This is a genomic window from Pectobacterium sp. S5, assembly GCF_051707265.1.
Classification (GTDB): Bacteria; Pseudomonadota; Gammaproteobacteria; order Enterobacterales; family Enterobacteriaceae; genus Pectobacterium; species Pectobacterium polare.
Genome location: NZ_JAULSZ010000001.1, coordinates 388,214 through 401,163, shown reverse-complemented (window position 1 = coordinate 401,163; position 12,950 = coordinate 388,214). Strand labels below are relative to the sequence as shown.

Sequence of the window (12,950 nt, the reverse complement as noted above, 5' to 3'; positions counted from 1 at the left end):
CCGTCAGGTTTATAAAAATGGTATTTGTAACAACGGTGATAAAAAGAGCCGCTATTTTTCAGGTGTGGTGAGGGGAAATGACTCAGATTTTTAATTTTAGCGCCGGTCCAGCAATGCTGCCGGTTGAAGTACTGCGTCGTGCTGAACAGGAATTGTGTAATTGGAATGGCCTGGGCACATCGGTTATGGAAATCAGCCACCGCAGTAAAGAGTTTATGCAGGTTGCCGCTGAATCCGAACAAGATCTGCGTGATTTGCTGAAAATCCCCTCCAACTACAAAGTGCTTTTTTGCCACGGTGGTGCCCGTGCGCAATTCGCCGCAGTGCCATTAAATCTCCTGGGCGAACGCTCAACGGCCGACTACATCGACGGCGGGTATTGGGCACACAGCGCAATCAATGAAGCAGAAAAGTACTGCACGCCTAACGTGATTGACGTGAAAACGCGCGTAGGCGATCTGCGCGGCATTAAGCCGATGCGCGAATGGAAATTGTCTGATGATGCAGCGTTTGTACATTACTGTCCAAATGAAACCATTGACGGTATTGCGATCGAAGAAGAGCCGGATTTTGGCGATAAAATTGTGGTCGCCGACTATTCTTCCAGCATCCTGTCTCGCCGTATTGATGTCAGCCGTTACGGCGTGATCTATGCCGGTGCGCAGAAAAATATCGGCCCAGCTGGCCTGACGCTGGTTATCGTACGTGAAGATTTGCTGGGCAAAGCGCGCCGTGAGCTGCCATCGATTCTGGATTATCAGGTTCTGGCGGACAATGACTCGATGTTCAATACGCCACCAACCTTTGCCTGGTACCTGTCCGGTATGGTCTTCAAGTGGCTGAAAGAGTACGGCGGTCTGGCTGAAATGGAAAAACGTAACCAAGAGAAAGCCGACCTGCTGTATAGCGCGATTGACGGTAACGATTTCTATCGTAATGACGTCGCGATAGCGAACCGTTCTCGCATGAATGTACCGTTCCTGTTGGCGGACTCTGCGCTGGATAAAGTCTTCCTGGAAGAATCCGTTGCTGCAGGTTTGCATGCGCTGAAAGGCCATCGCGTAGTAGGCGGCATGCGTGCTTCTATCTACAATGCGATGCCGTTAGAAGGCGTAAAAGCGCTGACGGAATTTATGGCTGACTTCGCTCGTCGCCACGGTTGATTAAGACCGCCCCTCGATACATTTTGATCAGCCCCGGACTTTCCGGGGTTTTTATGTCCACGTTGAAAGAATAGGCTTTACATGCAGGAATCCCTGACGCTACAACCCATCAAACTGATTAACGGTACTCTTAACCTTCCTGGCTCAAAAAGCGTCTCTAACCGTGCGCTTTTGCTGGCAGCCTTGGCTGAAGGAAAGACCCGGCTGACTAACTTGTTAGACAGTGACGATGTCCGCCATATGCTTACCGCTCTAACGGCGTTGGGAGTGGAATATCATCTGTCGTCTGACCGGACCGTGTGTGAGATTACGGGGCTGGGTGGTGCGTTTACTGCATCGCAACCGCTGGAACTGTTTCTAGGGAATGCGGGTACAGCGATGCGTCCACTGGCTGCCGCGCTGTGTCTGACCGATGGCGACATTGTGCTGACAGGCGAACCGCGGATGAAAGAGCGCCCGATCGGGCATCTGGTCGATGCACTGCGTCAGGGCGGGGCGAAAATTGACTATCTGGAGCAGGAAAACTACCCACCGCTTCGTCTGCACGGCGGTTTTCAGGGCGGCGAAATCAGCGTAGATGGCAGCGTATCAAGCCAGTTCCTGACCGCGCTGTTGATGACTGCACCTCTGGCCGCGCAGGATACGCAAATCAGCATTCAGGGCGATTTGGTCTCCAAACCGTATATTGATATCACGCTGCATATGATGAAAGCGTTTGGAATTGAAGTGCGTCATGAAAACTATCAGCGATTCTTCGTGGCGGGTCGTCAGCAGTATCGTTCTCCGGGTGATTATCTGGTGGAAGGCGATGCGTCATCGGCTTCTTACTTCCTGGCCGCGGCGGCGATTAAAGGCGGTGTTGTGCGTGTGACCGGCGTAGGCCGTAATAGCGTACAGGGCGACATTCGCTTTGCTGATGTGTTGGAAAAAATGGGAGCAACCGTGCGCTGGGGTGAGGACTATATTGAATGCGAACGCGGTGAACTGCACGCGATTGACATGGATATGAATCACATTCCTGATGCGGCGATGACTATCGCGACGGCGGCGCTTTTCGCTCAAGGTGGCACCACTACGCTGCGTAATATTTACAACTGGCGCGTGAAAGAAACCGATCGTCTGGCGGCAATGGCGATTGAACTGCGTAAAGTTGGTGCGGAAGTGGAAGAGGGCAATGACTACATTCGCATTACGCCGCCGACCAAGCTGAAAGCGGCAGAAATCGGTACGTACAACGATCACCGTATGGCGATGTGTTTCTCGCTGGTGGCGTTATCGGATACGCCAGTTACGATTCTGGATCCGAAATGTACGGCTAAAACCTTCCCTGACTACTTTGAACAACTGGCGCGTCTCAGCGAGCTGGCTTGATTCCTCTCTAAGGCACGGTTTCCGTGCCTTTTTTCTCTATCGATTTCTCCGAGCTACGCTCAGCTTTTCTTCTGAAATTGCGTACCGCGTTCAGAGAATGCCTTATTTTTCCCGCCATTCCGGCATTGGGGTAACCTTTCTCTGTATTGATGCGTATAATGACGCTCCGTGATGCCATAAAACGGCATAAGCGGAACTTCCCAGTATTAAAGGAGAGAGAGATGACGGTGATGGCACCGGTAATTACGGTTGACGGACCGAGCGGCGCAGGCAAAGGTACCTTGTGTAAGGCATTGGCTGAAGCTTTACAATGGAACCTGCTGGACTCGGGGGCTATCTATCGTGTTTTGGCTCTGGCGGCATTGCACCACCATGTGGATATCGGTTCGGAAGACGCGCTGGTTCCGTTAGCCTCTCATCTTGATGTGCGCTTTGTTGCAGAAGACGGGCAGCTGAAAGTCATCCTGGAAGGTGAAGACGTTAGCCATGAAATTCGTACTGAAGCGGTAGGCAACACGGCCTCTCAGGCTGCGGCTTTCCCTCGCGTTCGCGAAGCATTATTACGTCGGCAGCGTGCATTTCGCGAGGCTCCGGGGCTGATTGCTGATGGCAGAGACATGGGAACGGTAGTCTTTCCTGATGCCCCGGTGAAGATTTTTTTGGATGCCAGTGCGGAAGAACGTGCACAACGTCGCATGCTACAGTTGCAGGGGAAGGGCTTTAATGTTAACTTTGAACGTCTTTTGTCTGAGATAAAAGAACGGGATGAGCGCGATCGCAGCCGCCCCGTTGCGCCGTTAGTGCCTGCTGCCGATGCGTTGGTGCTGGATTCAACGGAAATGACAATCGATGAAGTGATAGCGCGCGCGTTGGCTTATGCCCGCGAAATTTTAGCGTAATCACAGAAAACTGAATTTTTACCTCGCTGTAAGGATGCACAGCGGGGCATGTTAAACAACCCCATCGAGCAGGATGCCAGATGGACGTTAAATTGAAACCCTTAAGATTATCAAACATGACTGAATCTTTTGCTCAACTCTTTGAAGAATCCCTGAAAGAAATCGAAACCCGTCCTGGTTCCATCGTACGTGGTGTTGTTGTTGCTATTGATAAAGATGTCGTACTGGTTGACGCCGGTCTGAAATCTGAATCTGCCATTCCGGTAGAGCAATTCAAGAACGCACAAGGCGAACTGGAAATTCAGGTTGGTGATGAAGTTGACGTTGCTCTGGACGCTATCGAAGATGGCTTCGGTGAAACGCTGCTTTCTCGCGAAAAAGCTAAACGTCATGAAGCATGGCTGACGCTGGAAAAAGCTTACGAAGAAGCTGCAACGGTTACCGGTATTATCAACGGTAAAGTTAAAGGCGGTTTCACTGTTGAGCTGAACGGCATTCGCGCGTTCCTGCCAGGTTCTCTGGTAGACGTTCGTCCGGTTCGCGACACGCTGCATCTGGAAGGCAAAGAGCTTGAGTTCAAAGTTATCAAGCTGGATCAGAAACGCAACAACGTTGTTGTTTCCCGCCGTGCAGTTATCGAATCTGAAAACAGTGCTGAGCGCGATCAACTGCTGGAAAACCTGCAGGAAGGCATGGAAGTTAAAGGTATCGTTAAGAACCTTACTGACTACGGTGCATTCGTTGATCTGGGCGGCGTTGATGGCCTGCTGCATATCACTGATATGGCTTGGAAACGTGTTAAACATCCAAGCGAAATCGTCAATGTGGGCGACGAAATCACTGTTAAAGTGCTGAAATTCGACCGCGAACGTACCCGTGTGTCTCTGGGTCTGAAACAGCTGGGCGAAGATCCATGGGTCGCTATCGCTAAGCGTTACCCAGAAAGCACGCGTCTGACTGGCCGCGTAACCAACCTGACTGACTACGGCTGCTTCGTTGAAATCGAAGAAGGCGTTGAAGGTCTGGTGCACGTTTCCGAAATGGATTGGACCAACAAAAACATCCACCCATCCAAAGTTGTTAACGTTGGTGATGTAGTGGAAGTTATGGTTCTGGACATCGACGAAGAACGTCGTCGTATCTCTCTGGGCCTGAAACAGTGCAAATCTAACCCATGGCAGCTGTTCGCAGAAACCCACAACAAGGGCGACCGCGTTGAAGGTAAAATCAAGTCTATCACTGACTTTGGTATCTTCATCGGTCTGGACGGCGGCATCGACGGTCTGGTTCACCTGTCCGACATCTCTTGGAACGTGGCTGGCGAAGAAGCCGTTCGCGAATTCAAGAAAGGTGATGAAATCGCCGCTGTTGTTCTGCAAGTTGACGCAGAGCGCGAGCGTATCTCCCTGGGTGTGAAACAACTGTCTGAAGACCCGTTCAATAACTACCTGTCTGTTAACAAGAAAGGTGCTATTGTTACTGGTAAAGTTACAGCAGTTGACGCCAAAGGTGCTACAGTTGAATTAGCAGACGGTGTTGAAGGCTATCTGCGTGCTTCTGACGCTTCACGTGACCGCGTTGAAGATGCAACTCTGGTATTGAGCGTTGGCGACAGCGTTGAAGCGAAATACACTGGTGTTGATCGTAAAAACCGCGTTGTTAGCCTGTCTGTTCGTGCGAAAGACGAAGCTGACGAGAAAGATGCAATCGCAACTGTTAACAACAAGCCGGAAGAAAACAATTTCTCCAGCGCGATGGCAGAAGCGTTCAAAGCAGCTAAAGGCGAGTAATCACTACGGTGGAATGAGCAACGTAAGTTGCTCATTCTTGTAACGGTAGTCAGTTATCCTGGTTATTGATAACCGCACTTGGAGGAGCTATGACCAAGTCTGAACTTATTGAAAGGCTTGCTGGACAGCAATCTCATATCCCAGCCAAAGTGGTTGAGGATGCAGTGAAAGAAATGCTCGAACAAATGGCTTCTACGTTAGCCGAAGGCGACCGTATTGAAATCCGTGGGTTTGGCAGTTTTTCACTTCACTACCGTGCACCGCGTGTAGGTCGTAATCCGAAAACGGGTGACAAAGTTGAGTTGGAAGGTAAGTACGTCCCTCACTTTAAACCGGGCAAGGAACTCCGCGACCGCGCTAATATTTACGGCTAATCGTTAGTCTTAAATACCAGCCTTATAAAAGCACCCATATCGGGTGCTTTTTTACATTTATAACCATCATCTTCTCCGCACTTCCATCGTTATGACGTGGTTATCTGACATCGGATATATCATCCCGCGCTATCAACGACGGATAACGCGGGGAATAGGTTTACTTATTGTGACGCGCTTTTAGGCGATTGATGATGGTCGCCAGATCTAAATCCTGATCCTGCAACAGCACCAGCAGGTGGTACATTAAATCTGCTGCTTCGTTAGTCAGTTCTTCGCGGTCATGCACCGTCGCTGCTAATGCCGCTTCCAATCCTTCCTCACCGACTTTCTGCGCAATGCGCTTGGTGCCGCTGGCATACAGACGTGCAGTGTAAGAACTATCCGGGTCAGCATGCTTACGCTCGGCCAGCAGTTGCTCTAACTGATAGAGGAACGTCCAGTCGCTGGCAGCAGGCGAGAAACAGCTGCTGGTGCCAAGGTGACAAGTTGGGCCGATAGGATTAACCAGAATCAGCAGCGTGTCGTTATCGCAGTCTGGCGTGATAGAGACGACATTCAGGAAATGGCCGGAAGATTCGCCTTTCGTCCACAATCGCTGCTTGGTGCGTGAAAAGAACGTAACTTTTCCGCTCTCTTCCGTGGCCTGCAAGGCGTCCTGATTCATGTAGCCCAGCATCAATACTTCACCAGATACGGCATGTTGCACGACAACCGGCAGCATGCCATCCGTTTTTTCCCAATCGAGTTGGTTTCGTTGTTCGTCGTTTAGAAAGAACTTTTCGCTTAACACACTCGAATCTCCACACCTTGTTGCTTAAGATATTGTTTCAGTTCGCCAATATTAATAATTTGCTTGTGAAACACCGATGCCGCCAGCGCGCCATCAACGTGGGCGGTTTGGAACGCATCCAGAAAATGTTCCATGGTGCCTGCGCCGCCGGAAGCAATAAGCGGAACATTGCAGACATCACGCACCAGATTTAACTGGTGTAAATCGTAGCCGTTGCGCACGCCGTCCTGATTCATCATGTTCAGGACAATCTCACCCGCACCGCGCTTCTGCACTTCTTCAACCCAATCCAGCGTTTCCCAGGTGGTGACTTTGGTACGCGCTTCATCGCCGGTGTACTGATTGACGTGGTAGCGGCCCGTCGCCGCATCGTGCCAGGTGTCAATCCCGACGACGATACACTGCACACCATAACGATCGGCCAGACGAGTAATCAGCTCTGGATCGGCCAGCGCCGGTGAGTTAATGGAGATTTTATCCGCGCCGAAAGAGAGGATTTGACCCGCTTCTTCCACGCTTTTAATGCCGCCCGCCACGCAGAAAGGAATATCAATCACTTCCGCGACGCGGGATACCCAGCTTTTATCGACCACACGGCCATCGGAAGAGGCGGTGATATCATAAAAGACTAACTCATCGGCCCCTTCCTGCGCGTAGCGCTGCGCCAGCGGGACGATGTCACCGATGATTTCGTGATTGCGAAACTGTACGCCTTTGACGACCTGACCGTTACGCACGTCCAGGCAGGGAATTATCCGTTTTGCCAGCATGAAATAGCCTCCGCGACGTTGAATTTACCTTCCAGCAGCGCACGACCCACGATCACGCCCTGTACACCGCTGCCGCGTAAATTGGCGATATCTGTCAGATTACCGATGCCGCCGGATGCCTGAAAGGCAATTTGCGGGTAGCGCTGGCTGATTTCACGATAGAGTTCGACGTTGGAGCCGCTCAGCGTGCCGTCGCGAGAAATGTCGGTACACAGTACATGCTTCAGACCGAACGGCAGATATTGTTCGACGACCTGCTCAAGCGTGGCGTCTGAATTTTCCTGCCAGCCGCTGATGGCGATGAATTTTGTGCCGTTGGCGTCGATACGCACGTCCAGCGCCAACACCAGCGCTTCTGCGCCGTAGCGGGTGAACCATTGCTGAACGAGTTCCGGCTGCTTAACCGCGGTGGAGCCGATAACGACACGGCTGGCACCGGCTTTTAATAACGCTTCCACGTCCTGTTCGGTGCGGATACCGCCGCCGATTTGAACCGGTACGCTAACGCCAGCCAGCAGCGTGGTTAACAGCGGGATCTGACGGGCAGAAGGATCTTTTGCACCAGTCAAATCCACCAAATGCAGCACGCCTGCACCTTGTTGCTGGTAATCCTGCAAGCGGGGGAGCGGATCGCTGCCATACTGGCGCTGTTGGCCATAATCACCCTGATGCAGACGGACAACTTGTCCATCAATCAGATCTAATGCGGGAATAATCATGACGTTCTACATCTCCAGAAAGTTTTTCAGCAGCTGCGCGCCCGCAGCACCCGAACGCTCAGGGTGGAACTGCACGCCAAAGAAGTTATCTTTTTCCAGCGCGGCAGTGAAGGCTTCGCCATAGTTGGCTTGTGCAATCGTGTTTTCGCAGACCGGCATGGCATAGCTGTGAACGAAATAGAAATAGGCACCGTCATCGATATCGCGGAACAAACGATGTCCGGCTTTCGGAATGACCTGATTCCAGCCCATATGTGGCAGCGGTAAGCCGTGGTCAACCATTTTTTTCACTGGCGTATCGACAATCCCCAACGTTGGGATGCCACCGTTTTCGTCGCTGTTTGTGCCCAGCAACTGCATGCCGAGGCAAATACCGAGAACGGGCTGGGTACAGGCCTTGATCAACGCAATCAGGTCGCGTTCTTCCAGTTGATTCATCGCGGCCTGCGCGGTGCCAACGCCCGGCAGAAACAGCTTGTCCGCTTGCAGGACAATCTCGGCCTCACGGCTCACAACGGGCGTATACCCCAACCGCTGCACGGCGTAGGTCACCGAAGAGAGGTTAGCGCAGCCGGTATCAAGAATGACGACCTTCATCAGAGCACTCCTTTCGAGCTCGGCAGCGTGTCACCCTCGACGCGAATGGCCTGACGCAGCGTGCGTCCGAAGACTTTAAACAGGCTTTCCACACGGTGATGATCGTTGCGCCCCTTGGTTTTCAGGTGCAGCGTACAAGCCATGGAGTAAGACAGCGAGCGGAAGAAGTGTTCGACCATTTCCGTACTCAGATCGCCGACGCGCTGGTAGCTGAACTCTGCTTTGTATTCCAGATGCGGACGGCCTGAAATATCCAGCGCACAGCGTGCCAGACACTCATCCATCGGCAGGACGAAGCCAAAACGGCCAATGCCGCGTTTGTCGCCCAGCGCTTTATTCAGGGCTTCGCCCAGCGCCAGACCGGTATCTTCCACCGTGTGGTGATCGTCAATGTACAGGTCGCCTTTCACTTCAATGTTCATGCGGAACCCGCCGTGGGTGGCGATTTGATCCAGCATGTGATCGAAGAAGCCGACGCCAGTGTTGATTTTGCTGCCGCCTTCCTGATCCAGCCAGACGTTCACATCAATCGCGGTTTCACGCGTGACGCGGTTGACGTGCGCATGACGGTCACGCTTGGTCAGTTGGTTGGTAATCGCTTGCCAGTTCAGTCCACCGCGTTGGTAGAGCAGGCCGATTATGCCCATATTCTGCGCCAGTTGAATATCGGTCTGGCGGTCGCCGATGACGTAGCTATTAGCCACATCCATCAGGCCATTATTCAAATAGGCGGTGACCAGTTCAGTCTTGGGCTTGCGGCAGGTGCAGTTATCCGCTGGCAAATGCGGGCAAATAAGCACGTGCTCAAAATTGATGCCCTGCGATGTCAGAATCTGCATCATCAGGTTGTGCGGTGGGTCGAAGGTTTCCTGCGGAAAACTATCGGTTCCCAGCCCATCCTGATTGGTGATCATCACTAGCGTATAGCCCGCTTTTTGCAGCGCTAGCAGCGAGGGGATGACATCTGGTTCCAGCGCCAGTTTATCCAGACGGTCAACCTGAAAATCCTCAGGCGGTTCAGCAATCAATGTTCCGTCACGGTCGATAAAGAGGTATTTCTGGCCCACGTGAGCTCCTTAAAATTAAGCGTTGATGCCCGGCAATGATTGTAATGCAGCAACAACGCGTTCACATTCGTAGCGGTTGCCGATAGTAATGCGCAAACAGCCCGCGAGGCTTGGTTGCTTATTTTGGTCACGTAGAATAATGCCTTGATCCCACAGCGTTTTAAATACAGAAGGGGAGGCGGTAAAGCGCACCAGCAGATAGTTACTCTCGCTGGGGAAGATTTCTTCAATGCAGGGAATGTCTTTTAAGGCATCGCTTAGCCAGCGGCGAGCGGAGGTAATCTCCTCAACATTCGCCTTCATTTTAGCGATCCCTTCGTGACTCAGCGCCTGCGCGGCGATATCTGCCACCGGGGTAGACAGTGGATAAGGGGCAATCACCTTCAGCAGAAGCTGAATCACTTCAGGGTTCGCCAGCGTGAAGCCACAGCGTAGTCCAGCGAGTGAAAAGGCTTTTGACAAGGTACGCAGAATCACCAAATGAGGAAACTCGGCCAGCCAGACTGAGGTGGTCGCCTGCGGACAGAATTCAATATAGGCTTCATCGATAACGACCAGCGCTTTGCCCTGTGCTAGCGTGAGCAACTGGCGTAAATCCTCCCGTGCAATCAGGTTGCCGGTTGGGTTATTTGGGCTGCATACGTAAATGACTTTGGTGCCGTCCAACTGCGCTTCAATCGCGTCGAGATCCAACTGCCAGTCTGATTTACTGGCTACGGTGCGACGCTCCACGCCAAACGTCTCGGCGCTGACGGCGTACATGCCGTAGGTTGGCGGACAGAACAGGATGGCATCTTTCCCCGGTTCGCAGAACGCGCGGATCAGTAGCTCGATACCTTCGTCGGCACCGCGGCTGACCAGAACCTGCTCCGGCGTTACGCCAGCATATTCAGCGTAACGGTTGATCACCATGACCGGCTGACATTCCGGGTAGCGGTTCAGCGTTTGCAGCGTTAACTGAAATTCCGGTGCTTGAGGATATTCATTGGCATTCAGCCAGACATCGCCGTTCCCACCCAGACGACGGGCAGATTGGTAGGGGGTCAACGCACGGACGTTGGCACGTGCCAGTTCTTCAATGCTGCTCATGCTTGCTCCTTCAGTGCTGCAACACGCAGGGTAACGGCGTTTTTGTGGGCGGTCAGCTGTTCGGCCTGTGCCAATATTTCTATGGTCGGCGCCAGTTGCAGTAACCCCTGCGGCGTGAGCTGCTGTACGGTCATTCGCTTCTGGAAATCGGCCAGACCCAAACTGGAATAGGTCGAGGTATAGCCATAGGTCGGCAGAACATGGTTGGTGCCGGAGGCGTAATCGCCAGCGGATTCCGGTGACCAGTCGCCAAGGAACACGGAACCTGCGCTAGTGATGCTATCAACCAGTGACTCGGCGTCACGCGTCTGGATGATCAGGTGCTCTGGGCCATATTGATTGCTGATTTCAATGCACTGTGCCAAATCACGCGCAACGATGACGCGGCTGCTGGCAAGCGCCTGACGCGCGATGTCCGCACGGGACAATTGCGTGAGCTGTTCTTCAACAGCGTCCGCCACGGCCTTAGCCATTGCTGCGTCAGGCGTGAGCAGAATGACCTGTGAGTCTGGGCCGTGCTCTGCCTGTGATAACAGGTCGGAGGCGACAAACGCGGGCGTCGCACCACTGTCGGCGATCACCAGAACTTCGGATGGCCCAGCGGGCATATCAATGGCTGCACCATCAAGCTGCTGGCTAACCTGACGCTTGGCTTCCGTCACATATGCGTTGCCGGGGCCAAAAATCTTATCCACTTTTGGCACGCTCTCGGTGCCAAACGCCATCGCGGCAATCGCTTGCGCGCCACCGAGCTGAAAGACTTCTTTAATGCCACATAGCTGTGCGGCATACAGAATTTCATCGGCAATCGGCGGCGGTGAGCACAGCACCACGCGACCACAACCAGCGATGCGTGAAGGCGTTCCCAGCATCAACACGGTTGACGGCAGCGGGGCAGAGCCCCCAGGAATATACAGTCCGACGGTTGCGATGGGGCGAGTGAGCTGCTGGCAACGTACGCCTGGCTGCGTTTCGATATCGACAATGGGCAGCTTTTGCGCGTTGTGGAATGTCTCGATATTACGCACGGCGATCGCCATCGCCTGTTTTACTTCATCGCCCAGACGAGCGGAGGCGGCAGCGATCTCAGCCTCGGTGACGCGAATCGCATTCACCTGAACCTTATCGAACTGCGCGCTGTAGTCGCGTAAGGCGTTATCACCGCGGCTTTTCACGTTTGCCAGAATATCGCTCACGACAGCGGTAATGCGATCTGACGCGGAAATCGCCGGACGAGTCAGTAGCTGACGCTGCTCTTCTACTGAACAGCGCTGCCAGTCAACGAGCGTGCTGAAGCTGCCAGTGCTTTTGGTGTTGTCAGCCATCGTCATCACTCCATCATTTTTTCAATAGGCAGGACCAGAATGGAGCTGGCACCTAATGATTTCAGCTTCTCCATGGTTTCCCAGAACAGCGTTTCGCTACTGACCATGTGCATGGCAACACGACGCTGATCGCCGGCCAGCGGCAGAATGGTCGGACGCTCGGCACCAGGCAACAGGGCAATGATTTCGTCCAGACGTTCGCTAGGCGCGTGCAGCATGATGTATTTTGATTCACGTGCCTGAATTACGCCTTGCATACGGGTCAGTAGCTTATCGATTAGCTGCTGTTTCTCTGCTGGCATGTCGCCGTCGCGCTGAATCAGGCAGGCCTTGGAACGGTAAATGACTTCGACTTCTCGCAGGCCGTTGGCCTCCAGCGTGGCACCGGTTGATACCAGATCGCAGATAGCATCGGCCAGACCGGCGCGTGGAGCCACTTCGACGGAACCGTTGAGCAGACAGGATTTGAAATTGACAGATTGTCTGTCGAGATATTGTTTGAGCAGGTGAGGATAAGAGGTGGCGATACGTTTGTTTTGCAGACATTCAGGACCGGTATAGGCTTCGTCCAGCGGCATCGCCAGCGACAGGCGGCAACCGCCGAAATCCAGACGACGCAGCGTGAAGTAACGCGGATCTTCACCCTGAGCACGACGGTTTAACAGCTCTTCTTCCAGCACGTTTTCGCCGATGATGCCCAGATCGACCACGCCATCCATCACCAAACCGGGGATATCGTCATCGCGTACGCGCAGGATATCAATCGGCATATTCTCTGCGAACGCGATCAGACGCTGTTGCTGTAAGTTGATTTTGATCCCACAGCGTGCCAGCAGTTCGCGTGAATCGTCGCTCAGGCGGCCTGACTTCTGCATTGCTATCCGTAAACGTGTTTTATCCAGCATGGAAACCTCATTAACCTGTCAAATTTAAAATTTTAGAAACATTGAGCCATAAAAAAAGCCCTCGGAAGGTGATCTTCCGAGGGCTCTC

The 12,950-nt window shown here is 53.0% G+C and carries 13 protein-coding genes and 1 other annotated feature (1 of these 14 cut by a window edge); of the genes, 5 read left to right on the top strand and 8 right to left on the bottom strand.

The window, feature by feature from the left end; all coding sequences use genetic code 11:
- The first annotated feature begins 77 nt into the window (after positions 1-77).
- The 5 genes from serC (at position 78) to ihfB (ending at position 5,597) form a co-directional block, all read left to right on the top strand.
- The gene (serC, locus tag QWJ20_RS01855) at positions 78-1,163 is read left to right on the top strand and encodes a 3-phosphoserine/phosphohydroxythreonine transaminase (protein ID WP_095994354.1); all 1,086 of its coding nucleotides are present in this window, start codon (positions 78-80) and stop codon (positions 1,161-1,163) included.
- Between the two features lie 81 nt (positions 1,164-1,244).
- Positions 1,245-2,534 (top strand): 3-phosphoshikimate 1-carboxyvinyltransferase, encoded by a 1,290-nt coding sequence (gene aroA / locus QWJ20_RS01850; RefSeq protein WP_127156801.1) that lies wholly within the window; start codon positions 1,245-1,247, stop codon positions 2,532-2,534.
- Between the two features lie 221 nt (positions 2,535-2,755).
- Positions 2,756-3,433, top strand: a complete 678-nt coding sequence (cmk, locus tag QWJ20_RS01845) for a (d)CMP kinase (protein WP_010277170.1) — start codon at positions 2,756-2,758, stop codon at positions 3,431-3,433.
- Positions 3,434-3,549: 116 nt separating this feature from the next.
- Positions 3,550-5,223: a 30S ribosomal protein S1 gene (gene rpsA / locus QWJ20_RS01840; RefSeq protein WP_095701896.1), complete on the top strand. Its 1,674-nt coding sequence runs from the start codon at positions 3,550-3,552 to the stop codon at positions 5,221-5,223.
- A gap of 89 nt (positions 5,224-5,312) precedes the next feature.
- Positions 5,313-5,597 (top strand): integration host factor subunit beta, encoded by a 285-nt coding sequence (gene ihfB / locus QWJ20_RS01835; RefSeq protein WP_005967571.1) that lies wholly within the window; start codon positions 5,313-5,315, stop codon positions 5,595-5,597.
- Positions 5,598-5,757: 160 nt separating this feature from the next.
- Here ihfB and hisIE read toward each other — a convergent pair whose 3' ends face one another.
- The 8 genes from hisIE to hisG are packed head-to-tail and all read right to left on the bottom strand — an operon-like array spanning position 5,758 to position 12,862.
- Positions 5,758-6,390, bottom strand: a complete 633-nt coding sequence (gene hisIE / locus QWJ20_RS01830; protein ID WP_433991709.1) for a bifunctional phosphoribosyl-AMP cyclohydrolase/phosphoribosyl-ATP diphosphatase HisIE — start codon at positions 6,388-6,390, stop codon at positions 5,758-5,760.
- Positions 6,384-7,160 carry an imidazole glycerol phosphate synthase subunit HisF gene (gene hisF / locus QWJ20_RS01825; protein ID WP_039481360.1) on the bottom strand — a complete coding sequence of 259 codons (777 nt, stop codon included), beginning with the start codon at positions 7,158-7,160 and terminating at the stop codon, positions 6,384-6,386. Before hisF ends, hisIE begins: the two co-directional genes overlap by 7 nt.
- Complete coding sequence (hisA, locus tag QWJ20_RS01820) at positions 7,142-7,879, bottom strand: 1-(5-phosphoribosyl)-5-[(5-phosphoribosylamino)methylideneamino]imidazole-4-carboxamide isomerase (RefSeq protein ID WP_433991708.1); 738 nt, start codon at positions 7,877-7,879, stop codon at positions 7,142-7,144. The genes hisF and hisA overlap by 19 nt, the downstream gene beginning before the upstream one ends.
- A gap of 6 nt (positions 7,880-7,885) precedes the next feature.
- Positions 7,886-8,476 (bottom strand): imidazole glycerol phosphate synthase subunit HisH, encoded by a 591-nt coding sequence (gene hisH, locus QWJ20_RS01815; RefSeq protein ID WP_014915086.1) that lies wholly within the window; start codon positions 8,474-8,476, stop codon positions 7,886-7,888.
- Positions 8,476-9,543 (bottom strand): bifunctional histidinol-phosphatase/imidazoleglycerol-phosphate dehydratase HisB, encoded by a 1,068-nt coding sequence (gene hisB / locus QWJ20_RS01810; RefSeq protein WP_433991707.1) that lies wholly within the window; start codon positions 9,541-9,543, stop codon positions 8,476-8,478. The genes hisH and hisB overlap by 1 nt, the downstream gene beginning before the upstream one ends.
- 15 nt (positions 9,544-9,558) lie before the next feature.
- Positions 9,559-10,632 (bottom strand): histidinol-phosphate transaminase, encoded by a 1,074-nt coding sequence (hisC, locus tag QWJ20_RS01805; protein ID WP_174870441.1) that lies wholly within the window; start codon positions 10,630-10,632, stop codon positions 9,559-9,561.
- Positions 10,629-11,957 carry a histidinol dehydrogenase gene (gene hisD / locus QWJ20_RS01800; RefSeq protein WP_095701897.1) on the bottom strand — a complete coding sequence of 443 codons (1,329 nt, stop codon included), beginning with the start codon at positions 11,955-11,957 and terminating at the stop codon, positions 10,629-10,631. The genes hisC and hisD overlap by 4 nt, the downstream gene beginning before the upstream one ends.
- Positions 11,958-11,962: 5 nt before the next feature.
- The gene (hisG, locus tag QWJ20_RS01795) at positions 11,963-12,862 is read right to left on the bottom strand and encodes an ATP phosphoribosyltransferase (protein WP_109412789.1); all 900 of its coding nucleotides are present in this window, start codon (positions 12,860-12,862) and stop codon (positions 11,963-11,965) included.
- Between the two features lie 49 nt (positions 12,863-12,911).
- Positions 12,912-12,950 (bottom strand) — a sequence feature (His leader region) (it continues 83 nt past the right edge of the window).

Bases quoted from the DNA above. Each gene is read 5' to 3' on its own strand.
- hisD (WP_095701897.1), bottom strand. From the start codon at position 11,957: ATGGCTGACAACACCAAAAGCACTGGCAGCTTCAGCACGCTCGTTGAC.
- hisH (WP_014915086.1), bottom strand. From the start codon at position 8,476: ATGAAGGTCGTCATTCTTGATACCGGCTGCGCTAACCTCTCTTCGGTG.
- hisA (WP_433991708.1), bottom strand. From the start codon at position 7,879: ATGATTATTCCCGCATTAGATCTGATTGATGGACAAGTTGTCCGTCTG.
- rpsA (WP_095701896.1), top strand. From the start codon at position 3,550: ATGACTGAATCTTTTGCTCAACTCTTTGAAGAATCCCTGAAAGAAATC.
- hisG (WP_109412789.1), bottom strand. From the start codon at position 12,862: ATGCTGGATAAAACACGTTTACGGATAGCAATGCAGAAGTCAGGCCGC.
- cmk (WP_010277170.1), top strand. From the start codon at position 2,756: ATGACGGTGATGGCACCGGTAATTACGGTTGACGGACCGAGCGGCGCA.
- aroA (WP_127156801.1), top strand. From the start codon at position 1,245: ATGCAGGAATCCCTGACGCTACAACCCATCAAACTGATTAACGGTACT.
- serC (WP_095994354.1), top strand. From the start codon at position 78: ATGACTCAGATTTTTAATTTTAGCGCCGGTCCAGCAATGCTGCCGGTT.
- hisF (WP_039481360.1), bottom strand. From the start codon at position 7,160: ATGCTGGCAAAACGGATAATTCCCTGCCTGGACGTGCGTAACGGTCAG.
- hisC (WP_174870441.1), bottom strand. From the start codon at position 10,632: ATGAGCAGCATTGAAGAACTGGCACGTGCCAACGTCCGTGCGTTGACC.
- ihfB (WP_005967571.1), top strand. From the start codon at position 5,313: ATGACCAAGTCTGAACTTATTGAAAGGCTTGCTGGACAGCAATCTCAT.